At 68.0% G+C, this 15,876-nt stretch carries 16 protein-coding genes; 6 read left to right on the forward strand and 10 right to left on the reverse strand.

Going from position 1 to position 15,876, the window contains the following annotated elements:
- The first annotated feature begins 39 nt into the window (after positions 1–39).
- Both JNJ68_RS11820 and JNJ68_RS11825 read left to right on the forward strand, forming a co-directional pair.
- Positions 40–273 (forward strand): type II toxin-antitoxin system ParD family antitoxin, encoded by a 234-nt coding sequence (locus JNJ68_RS11820; RefSeq protein WP_294982577.1) that lies wholly within the window; start codon positions 40–42, stop codon positions 271–273.
- Positions 270–569, forward strand: coding sequence for a type II toxin-antitoxin system RelE/ParE family toxin (locus JNJ68_RS11825; RefSeq protein WP_294982578.1), 300 nt, complete (start codon positions 270–272; stop codon positions 567–569). The genes JNJ68_RS11820 and JNJ68_RS11825 overlap by 4 nt, the downstream gene beginning before the upstream one ends.
- Before the next feature lie 75 nt (positions 570–644).
- Here the strand turns inward: JNJ68_RS11825 and trxA are convergent, their stop codons facing one another.
- The 8 genes from trxA to regB form a co-directional block, all read right to left on the reverse strand.
- A complete protein-coding gene (gene trxA, locus JNJ68_RS11830; RefSeq protein ID WP_294982579.1) occupies positions 645–971 on the reverse strand; it encodes a thioredoxin in 327 nt (108 codons plus the stop codon).
- 57 nt (positions 972–1,028) lie between these two features.
- Entirely contained in the window at positions 1,029–4,340 is a 3,312-nt protein-coding gene (gene addA, locus JNJ68_RS11835) for a double-strand break repair helicase AddA (protein ID WP_294982580.1), read from the reverse strand.
- Positions 4,337–7,231, reverse strand: a complete 2,895-nt coding sequence (gene addB / locus JNJ68_RS11840) for a double-strand break repair protein AddB (RefSeq protein WP_294982581.1) — start codon at positions 7,229–7,231, stop codon at positions 4,337–4,339. The genes addA and addB overlap by 4 nt, the downstream gene beginning before the upstream one ends.
- On the reverse strand, positions 7,224–7,928 hold the full coding sequence (locus JNJ68_RS11845) for a nucleotidyltransferase family protein (RefSeq protein WP_294982582.1): 705 nt from the start codon (positions 7,926–7,928) through the stop codon (positions 7,224–7,226). The genes addB and JNJ68_RS11845 overlap by 8 nt, the downstream gene beginning before the upstream one ends.
- Positions 7,904–8,920, reverse strand: coding sequence for a phosphotransferase (locus JNJ68_RS11850; RefSeq protein WP_294982583.1), 1,017 nt, complete (start codon positions 8,918–8,920; stop codon positions 7,904–7,906). The genes JNJ68_RS11845 and JNJ68_RS11850 overlap by 25 nt, the downstream gene beginning before the upstream one ends.
- The gene (gene tsaE, locus JNJ68_RS11855) at positions 8,913–9,377 is read right to left on the reverse strand and encodes a tRNA (adenosine(37)-N6)-threonylcarbamoyltransferase complex ATPase subunit type 1 TsaE (RefSeq protein WP_294982584.1); all 465 of its coding nucleotides are present in this window, start codon (positions 9,375–9,377) and stop codon (positions 8,913–8,915) included. The genes JNJ68_RS11850 and tsaE overlap by 8 nt, the downstream gene beginning before the upstream one ends.
- A gap of 37 nt (positions 9,378–9,414) precedes the next feature.
- On the reverse strand, positions 9,415–10,986 hold the full coding sequence (locus JNJ68_RS11860; RefSeq protein ID WP_294982585.1) for a PAS-domain containing protein: 1,572 nt from the start codon (positions 10,984–10,986) through the stop codon (positions 9,415–9,417).
- Between the two features lie 71 nt (positions 10,987–11,057).
- Positions 11,058–12,449 (reverse strand): sensor histidine kinase RegB, encoded by a 1,392-nt coding sequence (gene regB, locus JNJ68_RS11865; protein ID WP_294982586.1) that lies wholly within the window; start codon positions 12,447–12,449, stop codon positions 11,058–11,060.
- A gap of 94 nt (positions 12,450–12,543) precedes the next feature.
- Between regB and JNJ68_RS11870 the strand changes: the two genes are divergently transcribed.
- The 3 genes from JNJ68_RS11870 (at position 12,544) to JNJ68_RS11880 (ending at position 14,137) form a co-directional block, all read left to right on the forward strand.
- Positions 12,544–13,170 (forward strand): SCO family protein, encoded by a 627-nt coding sequence (locus tag JNJ68_RS11870; protein ID WP_294982587.1) that lies wholly within the window; start codon positions 12,544–12,546, stop codon positions 13,168–13,170.
- A 30-nt stretch (positions 13,171–13,200) separates the two neighbouring features.
- The gene (locus tag JNJ68_RS11875) at positions 13,201–13,752 is read left to right on the forward strand and encodes an ActR/PrrA/RegA family redox response regulator transcription factor (protein ID WP_294982588.1); all 552 of its coding nucleotides are present in this window, start codon (positions 13,201–13,203) and stop codon (positions 13,750–13,752) included.
- Positions 13,753–13,822: 70 nt separating this feature from the next.
- The gene (locus JNJ68_RS11880) at positions 13,823–14,137 is read left to right on the forward strand and encodes an H-NS histone family protein (protein ID WP_294982656.1); all 315 of its coding nucleotides are present in this window, start codon (positions 13,823–13,825) and stop codon (positions 14,135–14,137) included.
- A 3-nt stretch (positions 14,138–14,140) separates the two neighbouring features.
- On the opposite strand, the gene JNJ68_RS11885 is transcribed toward JNJ68_RS11880, so the two are convergent.
- A complete protein-coding gene (locus JNJ68_RS11885) occupies positions 14,141–15,016 on the reverse strand; it encodes a LysR family transcriptional regulator (RefSeq protein WP_294982589.1) in 876 nt (291 codons plus the stop codon).
- A 97-nt stretch (positions 15,017–15,113) separates the two neighbouring features.
- Here JNJ68_RS11885 and JNJ68_RS11890 point away from each other — a divergent pair, with 97 nt between their 5' ends.
- Positions 15,114–15,272 carry a hypothetical protein gene (locus JNJ68_RS11890; protein WP_294982590.1) on the forward strand — a complete coding sequence of 53 codons (159 nt, stop codon included), beginning with the start codon at positions 15,114–15,116 and terminating at the stop codon, positions 15,270–15,272.
- 13 nt (positions 15,273–15,285) lie between these two features.
- Here the strand turns inward: JNJ68_RS11890 and JNJ68_RS11895 are convergent, their stop codons facing one another.
- Positions 15,286–15,876: an HD family hydrolase gene (locus tag JNJ68_RS11895; protein ID WP_294982591.1), complete on the reverse strand. Its 591-nt coding sequence runs from the start codon at positions 15,874–15,876 to the stop codon at positions 15,286–15,288.

Here is a 15,876-nt window from a genome sequence, read left to right on the forward strand (position 1 = left end):
GGCGGTTGACAAGGTTTGCCATCGCATTAAGCTTCAAACATGGCGACGATGAACATCTCTCTGCCCGACAAGATGAAGGCCTATGCCGAGGGGCAGGCCCGTGACGGGCGATACAGCAACGTAAGCGATTATGTGCGCGACCTGATCCGCCGTGATCAGGCGCGGCGCGAAGCGATCAGCGAAATTCAAGGGCTGATTGACGAGGGGCTGGCCTCGGGGCCGTCGCAGCCTTTTGACATGCAGGCATTCCTGGCGGAACGCGAACGTCGGTGAAGCGGCAGATCATCGTCAAGGCTTTCGCGATTTCCGACATGGATGCGATGTATTGGCAGGGTGTCGAGCTTTGGGGACGACGACAGGCTCGTATCTATCTTGAAGACCTTGCAAGTCTGTTCAGTCTCTTGGCGGCACAACCGGAAATCGCACGGGAACGTCCCGAATTCCGGCCGCCGGTCCGCATCTACCCATTTCGATCTCACATGGTGATCTACCAGTTCACCGCAACGGAACTGGACATCCTGCGCGTTGTCCACGGACGGACCAACTGGGCAGCAATCCTGAACAGCTGATCTGGATCGGATGTTCTTGCGTCGCGCATGATGCCCGGATTTGGGTGCCGGGCACCAAAGGGTGGTGTCAGGCTATCAGATCGCCGACTTGATCCAGTTCTCCAGCGCGGCCTTGGGGGCGGCGCCGACCTTGTTCGAGATCACCTGGCCGTCCTTGAACATGAAGAGCGCCGGGATGCCGCGAACGCCCAGAACCGCAGGGCTGTCGGGGTTCTCGTCGACGTTGACCTTCACGATCTTCACCTTGCCCGCATACTGAGTGGCAAGCTCTTCCAGCGCCGGGCCGATCTGGCGGCAGGGGCCGCACCATTCGGCCCAGAAGTCCACGACCACCGGGATCGAGGACTTGCGGACCTCGGTGTCGAAGGTGGCGTCGGTGACTGCGACGGTGGCAGCGCCCATGATCGTTCTCCTGCGGGATTTGTCGGGTAAGGAAGGTAGGAAGACGGCGCCAGAACGTCAAGGGATCGTGGTTCGCAGGAAGGCCTGCCTCACGATGTCGGGATCGACGGGCATCAGGCTGGGGGCCCTGGTCCAGAGGATTGCCGTTTCGATCCGGCGGTCGGGGTAGATCTGGCCCAGCATATGCGCGTAGGCGCCCAGCTGGCGGAGGATGCCTTCCGGCGTCGCCTCGGGCCGATCCGGGATCACGGCGTTCGACTTGTAGTCGATGATCAGCACGCGGTCGGGGGCGATGACCAGCCGGTCGATGGTGCCTGCCAGCGTGCGGTCGCCCCAGGGCGCGGTGACGGCGACTTCGGCGAGGGTTTCGGAGCCGAAGAGGGGGGCGAGGTCGGGATGCGTCAGGACCAGCCGCGCCCCTGCCAAAGCGTCGGTCAGGTGCAGCGGATCGGGGACGAGGGGGGCGGCGAAGCTGTCCCATTGGCCGGGGTCGAGGCCCGGCAGCCGTTCGAGCAGCAGGTGCAGCGCGGTGCCGCGCGCGCGGGCCTCGGCCTCGGGGTAAAGCGGCTCGCCCGGCAGGGCCTTGGCGCCGCCGAGATCGGAGGGCGACAGCACCTTCGGAGCGCGGAAGGGCTCGGGGGCGGGTTGCGATGCCCAGACGGGAAGGGCGACGGGGGTGTCAGTGGGCAGGGCGCGGGGGGCGGGGCCGGGCCAGTCGCCGAAGGCATGACGCTGGATGCCGTCCTCGATGGTCACAGCCCCCGCGGCCCGCACCCCGGCGGAAATCAGGTTGTGCCAGCAGGCATCTTGCGTCGTCTTGCCCGCCCCGGCGACGACCAGCCAGCAGCGCGCGCGGGTCATCGCGACGTAGAGGAGGCGCAACCGTTCCGCCGCGTCGCGCTCCGCCCGCGCGGCGCGTTCTTCGGCGATCAGCGCGGGGCTTTCGTCCCTGGCGACCTTCCAGACCGGCGGGCCACCGGGCAGGCGATACAGCTGGTCGCGGTCCTGCGGGGTGCGGTCGCAGGTGTCGGGCAGGATGACGATCTCGGCCTCCAGCCCCTTGGCGCCGTGGACGGTCATCACCCGGATGCGCTGGCCTTCGCCGTCCAGCTGGCGCTTCACCTCGACCTCGTCGGTCTCCATCCAGGCGAGGAAGCCTGTCAGGCTGGGCACTTCCGTCGCCTCGTAGGACAAAGCCTGCGACAGAAGTTCGTCGATCCCGTCCTCGGCCTCGGCCCCCAGCCGCCCGATCAGCTTGCGGCGGCCGTCGTGGCGGTGGAGGACGCGCTCGATCAGGTCGTAGGGGCGCAGGAAGTCGGCCTGGCCGCGCATGTCGTCCAGGAAGGCGCGGGTATCGTCGTGGCCGGGATGGTCGCGGAGCGCCTCCCACAGATAGCCCTTGCGGGGATGGGCGAGGCGGAAAAGCTCGGCCTCGGACCAGCCGCAGAGGGGGGAGCGCAGGACAGCGGCGAGCGAGAGGTCATCCTCGGGCGTGTCGAGGAAGGCGAGCAGCGCGGCGAGGTCCTTGACCGCCAGCTCGCCGCCCAGCTTCAGCCGGTCGGCCCCGGCGATGGGCAGGCCAAGCGTCTTGCAGGCGCGGATGATCTCGCGGAAGAGATCCGACCGGCGCTGCACCAGGATCAGGAAATCGCCATAGTGGATGGGGCGGAACGTGACCTTGCCATCCTTGGCCTGCGGGATTTGATCGTTGCCATTCGGTCCTTCAACCCTCTCCTGAATCCAGCGGGCGATCCGGTTCGCCAGCGCGACGTTGGGGTCTTCCGGGTGCGGTGTGTCCAGCGGCTCGAACCAGGGGCCGGGCTCGGCCTTGTCCTCCTTGCCCAGCACCGGCCAGACGTCGACGCGGCCGGGCAGGGTGGCGTTGAAGGCCAGGTGATGCGAGCTGCCGCCCAGCGCCGCGTGCTGGTCGGGGGTGAAGGTCCGGTCGACCACCTCCAGCACGGCGGGGGAGGAGCGGAAGGAATGTTCCAGCGCGCTGGTCGCAAGACCCGGGCCCCCGGCCAGACGGCTGCCGAAATGGCCGCGCATCCGGTCGAAGGCGGCGACATCGGCGCCCTGGAAGGAATAGATCGACTGCTTCTTGTCGCCGACGACGAACAGCGTCCGCGCGCGAGTGGTCGCGCCTTCGCCGGCGATCAGTTCGGCGGACAGGGCCTCGATCAGTTCCCATTGCTCCGGGCTGGTGTCCTGGGCTTCGTCGACGAGGATATGGTCGATGCCGCCATCCAGCCGGTAGAGCACCCAGGCCGCCAGCGACGGGTCGGTCAACAGCGCCTTGGCGCGGGCGATCAGGTCGTCGAAATCGAGGAATCCCCGTGCGGCCTTGCGGGCGGCATATTCGGGCAGGAAGACGGCGGCGAAGTCGTGCAGGGCCAGCGTCTTCCCGGCGGCGGCGAGCGCCTTTTCCGCGTCTCGCGCCTCGCATACCCGCTGCATGAAGTCGTCGAAGTCATGCACCAGATCGCCCATGGCGGTGCGGACCTTGGTGGTCGGGACCTTGGCGAAGTTCGGCTGCCCGTCCTTCTTCAGGAGGCAGTCATAGAGCACCATCAGATCGGCGCGCCCCGGCGCATCGAGCCGCAGCCCCGCCAGAGCCGCCGCAAGGTCCTGCATCGTAGCGGACCCGGCGCGCAGAAGCGGCAGGCATTGGGCGACCAGCCAGTCCTCGCCACCCCGGAAGGCAAGCCGCACGAAATGGTCGTCGGTGACATCGGCAGGCAGGCCGAACAGACGCCGCACCGAGGCAAGGTCCATCGGGTGCGCGAAAGCCGCGCGATGGCTGGCGATCTGGTCGACGAGCTTGGCGAAATCCTCGCCGTCCTGCACTTCGGTCAGGCGGCGGACCACGGCTGCGTCCGGGCCGTCGGCCATTTCCTCGACGATCTCGGCGCGCATCTGGCGGGCAACGCGGTCGTCCATTTCGGTGAAGCCGGGGGGCACACCCGCCTCCAGCGGAAACCGGCGCAGCAGGCTGGCGCAGAAGCTGTGGATGGTCTGGATGCGCAAGCCCCCGGGCGTCTCGATGGCGCGGGCGAACAACTGGCGGGCGCGGGACAGGCGCTGGGGCGACAAGGCACCCTCGCCCAGCGTGGCCAGCGTGTCGCGCAAGGCGGGCTCGGGCATCATCGCCCATTCGCCCAGCCGCCGGAACAGCCGGTTCTGCATCTCGGAGGCGGCGGCCTTGGTGTAGGTGAGGCAGAGGATATGCTGCGGCTCCACCCCGCCGAGGAGGAGGCGCGCCACCCGGTCGGTCAGCACGCGGGTCTTGCCCGACCCGGCATTGGCGGAAAGCCAGGTGTTCCGCGCGGGATCGGCGGCAGTGATCTGGGGGGTGAGGGCGTCGGTCACGACAGGTCCTCCGGCGCGGAATCGTCGGTCATGTCCCATTCGCCGAAGCGCGCGAGGTGGTCGTAGTCGCTGGCGTCGCGGACGGATTCCAGTGCGCGGCGGGCGGTGTAGCCTTGGCCGGGGCGCGCATAACTGGCCATCAGCCTGCCGAAATCGGCCCAGATCCCGGCCACCTCGCCCGGTTCCAAGTCGACCGTCTCGATGGCCAGTTCGGCCTTCAGCCCGACATAGGAGAGCCTTGCCACCTCTGCCGGGTCCAGCCCCTTGAACCCGCCACCTTCCGCCATTGCAGCGGTCAGGAACAGCTGCTTGTCGAAATGCTTCTGCTGCGGCTTGGTCGGCGGCGTGCCGGTCTTGTAGTCGATCAGGTAAAGCCGCCCGTCCTGCAAGAGGTCGATCCGGTCGGGTTTGCCGGTCAGGGTGAAGTCGAGTCCCGGCAGCGCGACCGCGCCCTTCTCCTCGATCAGTACCGGCTCGCCGCCGGTCGTGGCGGAAAACTCCAGGAAGGCATCCGCCGCCTTGGCGATACGGGCCTGCCAGATCGTCCGGGCCAACGGCCAGGCCACCCTTTCGGCCAGCACCCTCCCGGTGATCGCCAGAAGCCGCTCGCGCCCGCCGCCGCCGCTGCGCAGATAGACCTCCAGGATTTCATGCAGCATCGTGCCGCGCAGCCTGGGATCAGCGACAGGGCGCAACGGGTCGAGCGGTTTCAGCTTCAGCACATGGCGGGCATAGATCGCATAGGGGTCGCGGATCAGCGTCTTGATTTCGGTGACAGAGAGCTTCCTCGGCCGGGCCGCGACCGGCGGGCGGGGCGAGGGGCGCCGCGCCGGGGGTGCCTCGGGCGCCGCGTCGAAGCCTTCGGCCTTGCGCAGCCAGTCGTCACCCCGGTCACGCATCGCTTGCAGCGCATCGGGGCCGTTCCTCTCGGCCAAGCCGGACATCAGGTTCACCAGTCGGTTCAGCCAGCGCGAGGGCACGGTTTCCGCCTCCGGCCCCCGCTTCGCCCGGCTGAGGACCACGCGCCTTGCCGCCACGGCCTGCTGGTAGTCATGCGCCGACAGCCCGATCCGGCGTTCCGGCAGCAGAAGCCCCGCCTCCTTCCGCATCGCGCGGTTCAGCCAGGGGTCGGGCGACGGCTGGGCGGGCCAGGTGCCGTCGTTGAGGCCGCCGAGCACCACCAGATCGGCGCCCTGCACCCGAGCCTCCAGAGTGCCCCAGATCATGATGCCGGGATGCACGCTTTCCGTCTCGCGCACCTCGTGCCGGTTGAGCACGCCCAGGAACACGCCCGCATAATCGGCAGGCGTCATCTCGCCCCCCGCCCCGGCTTCGGCCTGCAATTCGGCGACGGCCTTCAGCGCCTCTTCCCCCGCAGCCTTCTCCCACAGTGCGCCGGAGCCGGTTTCGGCAAAACCCCGCGCGAGGGCTTCGGTCAGGACAAGATGCATCGCGACGAAATCTTCCAGCGGCAGCCGCGGAATGGACTCGTGCCCGCAGAGCGTCGCCGCTACGGTCCGCGCCCAGTCGGCGGCGCGGTCATGGGTCTGGGTTTCGGCCCAGCGCTGCACGCTTTCCGCCGTCGGAAAGGCGGGGCCGTGGCGGCGCAGGTGCAGCTCGAACTCGCGGGTCAGGATCAGGTGCGGGCCACGGCCGGGGCCGGAGAACGCCAGCGGGTGCTTGAGCAGCGCCAGCAGCGCATCGCCGGTCAGCTTCTGGCCGAAGAGCGCCGCCACCTGTCGCATCAGCCGCCCCGGCGCCGACAGCGCCAGCGGACGCCCGGCGGAATCGTCCGGGCGGATGCCCCAGCGGTCGAGCGCGGCGGTGACGCGGCGGGTCAGGTTGCGGTCGGGCGAGATCAGCGCGGCGCGGGTGCCCGTCTCCGCCGCCTCGCGCAGGATCAGCGCGATGGCGATGGCCTCGGCGCGTTCGCCTGGCGCTTCGATCAGGGTCAGCGTTTCGGTGGCGGGGCGCAGGTCGGGCAGCTTTGGCCCCTCGGTCAGCCACTGGTCGGTGATCGGCGCGGGGCGGAGCGAGAGCGAGATCAGCCGGTTCCGGCCCGGATCGGGCGGCTGCGCCAAGGTCCAGCGCCGGACCGCCCCCGGACCGCAGTCCAGCAGATCCATCACCCGGCGGAAGCGGAATTGCGGGTGGTCCTCGGCGGTCAGCGCGTCGTCCATGCCGGCCCAGACCGGATCGGGGGTATCGAAGTCATAACCCGGCAGGACCACCGCGCCGTTCGGTAGCCGGGCGATCGCCTGCACCAGCAGCGCCGTCGTCCCGCGCGAGGCAGTGGAGCCCGCCAGGATCACCGGGTCGGTGGGGGGCTTGGTGGACCACTGGTCGGCCAGCTGCGTCACCGCCCGGCGCAGCACGGCCTCGGCATCCGGAGCCTCACCGCGCAGCGCCTCGGTCACGATCCCGAGGAAGGCCTGTGTCCGCGCCCAATGGGCGGAGTGGTTCGCCACGTCCAGCCTTGCGATGCGGTCGGGGTCGACGCCCTCGCCCTGCATCTCCTCCATCAACGCGGCCAGGCTGTCGGCCAGATCGTAGAGCGCGGTGCGGGGGAACTGGGTGGAGCCGGTGGCAAGGAGGCCGTAGAGCAGCACCGACAGCTCCAGCCTGCGGCGCAGCGGCGAGATCGGGGGCGGCAGGGCGAGCTGCGCAAGTGCGGTGGCTTCGGTGACGAGCATCAGCCGGGGCAGGAGCAGCGCCCCCTTCGCCTGCAGGCATTCCGTGACCCGGCGGCGCATCCGCTGTGTGTTCACGATCAGCACCACCCGCGCCAGCGCCTCGGGCGGCTGGCCGGACATGCGGGTCATGAGGCCTTCAACCAGTTCGGCGGGAAAGTCGACGCCGGGCGGCAGGGCGAAAAGGTTCGGCTCAGTCATGCGGGGCAGAGTGGAGGAGCGCCTCGGCCGCCGCAATCCCCTCGGGGTGGCCGACATCGCACCAGCCGCCCTGGTGGATTAGACCGAAGGCGGTCCCGGCGGCGATCATCCCGCTCCAGGGTTTGTTCAGGGAAAAGACGCTGTCCGGCGTTGCTTTGATCCGGGCCGGATGCAGGATCTGCGCGCCGATGTAGACATGGTCCTCGCCCCCCTCGCCGCGCGAAATCCTTCCGTCGGTGGCCAGGCGGAAATCGCCCTTCGGGCCGTGCGCCAGCGTGTCGGCCAGGGGGAGGAGGAGGAGAAGCGCCTCCATCCGGCTACCGTCCCAGGCGGCGGCGAGTTCCAGAAGCGGATTCGCCCCAGTCCAGATGCCATCGCTGTTCAGTATCGCCACCGGACCGTCACCCAGGAGCGGCAGCGCCGCTTTCAGGCCTCCGCCGGTTTCGAGGATGGGTCCGGCCTCATGGCTGATCGCAATTCCGCGCGCGGCAAGATGTGCGGCCATCTGGTCGGCAAGGTAGTGCGTGTTCACCACCGTCCGGGTGACGCCCGCCTTCTGACCGACGGCAAGCGCATGGTCGATCAGCGCCCGGCCTGCGACCGGGATCAGCGGCTTCGGCCGGTCGGCGGTGAGCCGGCCCATGCGGGTGCCGAACCCGGCAGCGAAGATCATCAGCGGGAAGGGGAAGTCGGGCATTGCCGTTCGATCCTGTGCAGGATTTCGGGACTGGGCTCGGGCAGCAGCCGGTCGCAGATCGCGCGGAAGGAGGCGAGAGCGGGATGCGCGAGGTTCTGCTGCAACTGGCCCCAGACGCGGGGGATCAGGCGCAGATACTGCGGCTTGCCCGCGACGAGGCAGAGGCGGGCGAAGACGCCGAGGATGCGCAGCGCCCGTTGCGCGCCAAGCGTGGCGTAGTGGGCGGCGAAGGTTGCCGGATCGGCCCCGGTCGCGGCGGCGAAACGGGCGACCATTGCGGCCTCGGTCTCCGCCCGGACATCGCGGCGGGCGTCCTGGAGGAGCGAGACGAGGTCATAGCCGGGCTGGCCCAGTTGCCCAAGCTGGAAGTCGAGGAGGCCGACGCGGGCGAGGCCGGGGCGACCGGGCAGCCAGAGCAGGTTCTCGGCATGGTAATCGCGCAGGATCAGCACGCGGGGGCCGTCGGCATGGGCGGTCAGTGCTGCGGTGAGGGCGGCGTGGAAATCGGTCCCGTCCGGTTTGGCGCCGGTGGCGGCGAAGGCGTACCAGTCCAGCGCGAAGCCCGCCGCCGTCGCCCAATCCCCGGCGGACAGATCAGGCAAACCGGGCGGCGGCGGGGCGGAATGCAGCCGCAGCAGCACGTCGACCGCGGGGGCGTAGAGTTCGGCTTCGCGGCCGGGATCGGCGGCCAGAAGCCGGGCATAGAGGTCGTCGCCCAGGTCTTCCAGAAGCATGAGGCCGAGCGGCAGGTCCTCGGCCAGGAAGGCCGGGGCGGAGAGGCCGAGGGCGCAGAGGTGCCGGGCCATGCTGGCGAAGGCGGCAGGATCGTCGGCCCCGCCGGGCGGGTTGTCCATCAGGACGGCGGTCGCCCCGCCAAGCCGCAGCCGTTCATAGCGCCGGTCCGAGGCATCGCCCGCGAGGTGGCGACGCTCGGCCCTGCCCCAACCGGCACGGGCGAGGAAGCCGCTGATCTCGGCGCTCCGCTCAGCCATCGGCCAGCGCCTCCACGAGCCCGTCCCGCCCGCCACCGATCACCGCCCGCCGCCCCTCGCCCGCCGCGTCCAGCCTGATCCGCAGCGCCTCGGGCGGGGCATGGGCGCCCAGCCGGTCGGGCCATTCGACCAGACAGATTGCAGACTGGAAGGCATCGTCCAGGCCCAGTTCCCAGACCTCGTCGGGGTGGGTCAGCCGGTAGAGGTCGGCATGCCAGATCTCCACCCCCTCCGCCTCGTAGACCTGGACCAGGGTGAAGGTCGGCGAGGGCACCTCTTCCGCGCGCCCCAGACGGGCGCGGATGAAGGCGCGGGCGAGGCAGCTTTTCCCGGCCCCGATAGGTCCTTCCAAGAGGATCACATCGCCGGGCCGGGCCAGTCCGGCAAGCCTGCGGCCCAGGGCCTCCGTCGCATCGGCGTCGGGCAGGTCACGGGCAAGCGGGGCGGCAGTCGTCATGCGGCGACTGTAGCGGCGGGGCGGGCCGCCGCAAGCCTCAGGCCGAGAGGAGCCCCATCGGCGCTGCGTCCCGCACGGTGTGGAACGCCAGCGCAGCCTGCGCCCGGAAGGTGATCAGCGTTGCCCCGCCGGTCAGCGGGCGGAACCGGCACGAGACGAGCCGCCCGTCCAGAAGCCGCACCTCCCCCTCCCAGGGGGTGCGGTCCCCGGCGCTGGTCACATAGTCGGTCGCGTCGTCCCAAAGGAGCGAGGGCGCGGCATGGTCCCGCCACCAGGCGCAGAGCGTGGCGATGCTTGCCTCGGACAGAAGCACCTGCGGGTCGTGCTGCCAGAGCTGGGCATAGGCGTGGTTCGACATCACCAGCTGCCCGCCTTGCGAGAAGACGGCGACCGCATCCTCCACCGCGTCGATCACAGACTGGCCGAGTTCAAGGTCGGCCCGGTAGCGGCGGGTGCGCGACATCTCGTTCGAGATGTCCTCGAACATGAAGGCGAGCGCCCCGTTCGGATGCGGGCGCCCGATCACCCGGTAGGTCTGGCCGCCCGGCAGGCTCCAGGTTTCCTCGAAGAGACCCATCGTCGCCTCCTCCTCCAGCCGGGCCAGTTGCTTGCGCCAGCTGCGATAGTCGCGCGGTTCCGGGATCATCGCCTTGGCGCGCATCGCGTCGAGGAAGGCATTCAGCGTCGGGCGCGCGATCAGCATTTCCGGGGCGAGCGTGGTCAGGTCGGCCAGCGCCGGGTTGAACATCTGAAGGCAGCGCGAGCGGTCGAAGATCGCCAGGCCGATGGGCAGGTCGGCGAAGGTCTTGGTCAGGGTCTGCATGAATTCGCGCAGCGCCGTTTCCGCCTGAACCGCCTTGTCCGCCGTCAGTGCATAGCAGAGCACCTCCTCGCCCTGCGGCATGCGGATCAGGTCGAACCATTCCGCCCCGTTCGGCATCTGAAGCTTCAGCCGGGGCAGGCGGGTCTTCGGCTCTTCGGGCTGGCCGAAAAGCGTTGGCAGCGGCCAGGACAGGTCGTCGCCCTCGGGCAGAAGCTCTACCGCGCGGATGAGATAGGCGTGATTCGCCCAAATCACCGCACCCTCCGCCGTTTCTTTCCACATCAGCACCGGCGCGCGCGACAGGACCGCGCGCTGCACCATCACCTCTTGCTGCAAGGCCGCCGCTGTCGCCGCGTCGCCCCGGCCCGCCGCAACATCGGACTGGCCGCCCTCCAGCGTCACCCGGGTCAGACCGGAGAGATGCTCGGCCCGCAGCACCAGCGCATCCGCGGTGCCGGGGCGCGAGGCAATCTGCAACCGGCCGATCTGCGGCAGGCTTTCCAGGCTTTCGCAGAGATTGGGAAAGTCCGGGCCGAAGCGCGTGATCATCCGCGACCAGGCCCGGCTGTCCTCGCCTGCGGGCAAAAGCGCGCGCGCGGTGGGCGAAGCATCGAGCAGGCGGTCCCCGTCGAAGAGGAAGGCCACCTGCGACGGGGCTTGGTCGAAGATGCTGGGGCGCGACTGCGGGCGGCGGGACTGCCAGGCCGCAAGCAGCAGCAGTGCGGAGAGCGCGACCAGGAACGCCGTTACCACCAGCCCGAAAGCCATCATCCAATCGCCCGCCATCTGAACCCTCCGGGAGTGAAAGCACCCCACAAGGCTAGGCCGCCAAGGGTTAACCGCGCGTTAACCGCGCCTCAGCTCTCGATGCGGATGTTCGCGCCGAGGCCACCGGGGGACGGCGGCGGCACCAGGTCGGCGGCATTCCAGACGGCTTCGACCACCGCTCCGCAGCGTCTGGGCCTGTCCTCGGGCGGAAGGAACGGGTCGGTGCCGTTGGCGAAGGACAGCTCGGCCCCGGACCGTTCCAACAGCGTCTTGGCGATGAAGAGGCCAAGGCCCATGCCCTCATAGCCGGGGCGCTTCTCGACCTCGGGCTCCGGGCGGCGGGCGCGGACGAAGGGGTCGCCGATGCGCCCGATCACGCTGGGTGGAAAGCCGTCGCCGTCGTCGGTGATGCGGATGACGATCCGGCCCGAGGTCCATTCGCCCTCGACCCAGACGGTCGAACGGGCGAAGTCCACCGCATTCTGCACGAGGTTGCGCAACCCGTGGATGACCTCGGGCCGTCGCAGGATCGTGGGCTGCGGCTCTGCCCCGTCCTGGATCGGCCCGAAGGTGAACTCCACCTGCTTGCCCCGCGCCAGATGCGGCTCTGCGGCCTCGCGCAACACCGCCGACAACGGCGCCTGCCGCAGGTGGAGGTCGTCCTTCCCGGCCCGGCCCATGTCGCGCAGGATGTCGCGGCAGCGGTCGGCCTGTTCCCGGATCAGCCGGGCGTCTTCCTGCAAGTCCGGCTGGCTTTCCAGCTCGTCGATCAGCTCGGCGCTGACCAGCTTGATGGTGGCCAGTGGTGTCCCCAGCTCATGCGCGGCGGCGGCGACGACGCCGGCAAGGTCGGTCAGCTTCTGTTCGCGCGCCAGCGCCATCTGGGTGGCGAGCAGCGCCTCGGACATATGCCGCATCTCGGTCGCGACCCGGCGCGAGTAGAGTCCGAGAAAGAGGATGCCGATCACGATCGAGAGCCAGAAGCCGAAGCCGAAGATCCGGGGGGTGACCAGTTCGGTCCCGTCAGCGAAGCGCAGGGGCAGATACCAGACCATCGCGACCGAGACTGCGAGGATCGCCAGCGCGCCGAGTACGATGGTCGAGCGCAGGCCAAGCACGCTGGCCGAAATGATGACGGGGGCCAGGAGCAGGATCGCGAAGGGGTTGGTCAGGCCCCCGGTGAGGAGCAGCAGGAAGGCCAGCTGAGAGAGGTCGAACAGCAGGGTGAGGAAGGCCTCGGTCTCGCTCAACCGCCGGTTCTCGGGGAAGAGCACGCCCAGGACCAGGTTCGCCAGCACCGAAAGCCCGACCGCCAGCACGCAGAGGCCAAGCGGCAGTTGCAAGCCATAGGCCTGGCTTGCCACCAGGATCGCGGCGATCTGCCCGGCAATCGCCATCCAGCGCACCAGGATCAGCGTGCGCAGGCGAACCATGTTCGCCCCGGCATCGGGGGACTGGAGGGCGGGGAGTGCGGTGACCATGCTGTGACCGGATGTCTTCCCAAGCGGGTTGACCATTGTTACGGGTCGGCGCATCTGAGATCAATGCGACCCGACAGGACGGGGGAGTGAAAGAATGACCAAGGTCTACGCCATCGTGGCGACCATCGTTGCCGCAGCTTTCGTCGGATGGATGGGGTGGAACAAGTTCGTTAGCCAGTCGGGTGATGCCTTTGCCGAATGCCGCCAGGGGCAGGTTGCTGGCGGCGATATCGGCGGGCCGTTCACGCTGGTCGATACCGGCGGCAAGACGGTGACGGACAAGGATGTCATCACCAAGCCCAGCCTCGTCTATTTCGGCTATACCTTCTGCCCCGATGTCTGCCCGCTGGACATGGCGCGCAATGTCGAGGCGGTGGACAGGCTGGATGCGCAGGGCATCGACGTGAACCCCGTCTTCATCACCATCGACCCCGAACGCGACACGCCCGAGGCGCTGGCGGATTACGCCTATAACATGCATCCGAAGCTCGTTGCCCTCACCGGCAGCCCCGAACAGGTCAGGGCGGCCTCGCAGGCCTACAAGACCTTCTTCAAGAAACGCGAGACCGGGGACGAATATTACCTCATGGACCATTCGACCTTCACCTACCTGGTGCTTCCCGGCACCGGATTTGTGGACTTCTTCCGGCAGGAAGTGACTTCCGACAAGATGGCGGAAAGCGTTGCTTGTTTCGTGAAGGCAGGCAAAGCTAGGTCATAGGGCATGGCTTGCGAAGATCAGGAAAGACGAATGACCGAAGACCCGATGGATCTGGGACCGGACCCGACGCTTCTGCTTGTCGATGATGACGAGCCCTTTCTGAAACGGCTTGCCAAGGCGATGGAGAAGCGCGGCTTCCAGACCGACACCGCGCAAAGCGTGGCCGAGGGACGGGCCAAGGCAATCGCGCGGCCCCCGGCCTATGCGGTGGTCGACCTGCGGCTGGAAGACGGCAACGGGCTTGAGGTGATCGAGACACTGCGCGAGAAGCGGCCTTCTTGCCGGATTGTCGTGCTGACCGGCTATGGCGCGATTGCAACGGCGGTGGCGGCGGTGAAGATCGGAGCGGTCGACTACCTTTCCAAGCCCGCCGATGCGAATGACGTGACCAATGCCTTGCTGGCGAAGGGCGGCAATCTGCCGGAGCCGTCGGAAAATCCGATGTCGGCCGACCGGGTGCGCTGGGAGCATATCCAGCGGGTCTATGAAATGTGCGACCGGAATGTTTCGGAAACCGCACGCCGCCTGTCGATGCACCGCCGCACGCTGCAACGCATCCTGGCAAAAAGAAGCCCGAAGTAGTCAACAATTCTTGCGCGGTCGAGCCATTGGCTCTATTCAGGGGATGTCTTTATCCGAGGGGGATCAGACATTGAAACTCGATTTGAATACGCTTTCCCTGAAAGAGCTGAAGGATTTGCAATCGCAGGTTGCCAAGGCGATTTCGGGTTATGAAGACCGCCGCAAACGCGAGGCGCTGGCGGAACTGGAAGAAAAGGCCAAGGCAATGGGCTTTTCCCTGTCCGAGTTGACTGGGGTCACGACCGGACGGAAACGTTCGCCTTCGGTGGCGAAATACGCCAACCCGGCGAATGCCGCCGACACCTGGTCGGGCCGCGGCCGCAAGCCGCGCTGGTTCTCGGAAGCGCTGGCCAAAGGCAAGAAGCCGGACGATATGGCGATCTGAGCGTCAGCTCTGCGATTTGAGCCATTTCAGGAATGCCCGGGCCGCAGCCCGCTTCGGTCCGGGCAATGTCACGATGAAATAGGCCGGAAGTCTTTCACGGCCTTCATGCACGATACGCAATCGCCCGTCCGCCACGTCGGATTCGATCAGCGCCGCGGTTTCCACGACCAATCCGAGCCCTTGCCGTGCTGCCGCGATTGCCAGCTCCTCGCTGTTGATGTCGGTTCGGCTCAATGTATCGGGATCCAGTCCCAATTGCCGCAACAGAGTATCCTGCTCTGGCCAGCTGCCTGACAGGATCCAGTCCATTTCCGCAAGCTCGGCTGGCGTCAGTTCGGTCTTGTCGCCGATCAATGACGGCGCCCCGGCAATCACCAGCCGGGCCGAGGCGAGGTATTGCGTCTCCAGTCCCGGCCATTCGCCGTTGCCATAGCGGATGCCCAGATCCATCCGTTCGCGGTGCAGGTCCGCCACCCGGTTGTCGGGATGCAGCGACAGGCCGATATCGGGCTCTCGTTCCCAGAAATCCTTCAGCCGTGGCATCAGCCATTGCGCCGCGAAGCTGGCGGTCAGCGTCACGCGCACCGGGCGATCCGCCTCGCCCGCCCGCAGCGCCTCCAGCCCGCGCTGGATTGCACCGAAGCCCTCGCGCAGAGCCTCGGCCAGCTGTTCGCCATCCGAAGTCAGACTGACGCCCCGCCCCTCGCGCTGCACCAGCGACCGGCCCAGTTGATCCTCCAGCGCGCGGACCTGCTGGGCAACGGCGGCATGGGTCACGTTCAGCAGCCGCGCCGCCTGGGAAAAGCTGCGCAACTCTGCCGTCGCCGCGAAAGCGCGCAGGGCGGTGAGGGAGGGGATGCTGCGCCAATCGGTCGGCATATGTTAGTTCAACTTACAATATGGAAGCCTTATTGAATCGTATCATGCGGCGTTTCATGGCAAAAGGGGTCATCTAAGCCCTGAAAGGAGAAAGGCCATGTTGAATATCTTCGCCGATGCCCTGCTGGTCGCCACCCGCTTCGGCCGCGCATCCGAGCATCACCTGCCGCGCCACGATCCGCGCCGGTCGCCGCGCGAATTCCAGGATGACGAAGGCCTGCGTGCCGCCGACCACCTGCGGCACATGGGTCGCTGATGCCGGGTCGCTGTCAGCACGCCTTGAGGAGTCTCGCCACCGTCGAGACATAGTCCGCCCGCACCTCTGCGGGCGGACGAAGCCGTATTTCCAGCCGGTGCACCAGTTCCGGCACGGGTCGTCCGAACAGCTTGTCGGCCTCCGCTTCCCGAAACCCCGCGATCCGCACCGCCTCCAGCCAGGCCGAAACCCTGTCCGCCGCCTTGATCGCCTTCTTGATCGGCGCGGGCAGCACTGTCGGCAGACCAAAGCGCAGGTGCACCGCCGCCGTCAGCCGCTGATCGAGTTCCCCATAGCCAGGGCCCACCGCCGCTTTCACCGGACTGATCATGTCGCCGATCACGTATTCCGGCGCATCATGCAGCACCGCCGCCAGCCGCCACTTCGCCGCGATGCCGGGATTGCCCCGCGCGAAGATCTCCTCGACCAAGAGCGAATGTTCCGCCACCGAATAGGGCCAGTCGCCCCGCGTCTGCCCGTTCCAGCGGGCCACAAACGCCAGGCCGTGCGCGATGTCCTCGATCTCGATGTCCACCGGCGTCGGGTCCAAAAGGTCCAGCCGACGCCCCGACAACATCCTCTGCCACGCACGTTTGGTCATCAT

Source organism: Tabrizicola sp., from assembly GCF_016793705.1.
GTDB lineage: Bacteria > Pseudomonadota > Alphaproteobacteria > Rhodobacterales > Rhodobacteraceae > Tabrizicola.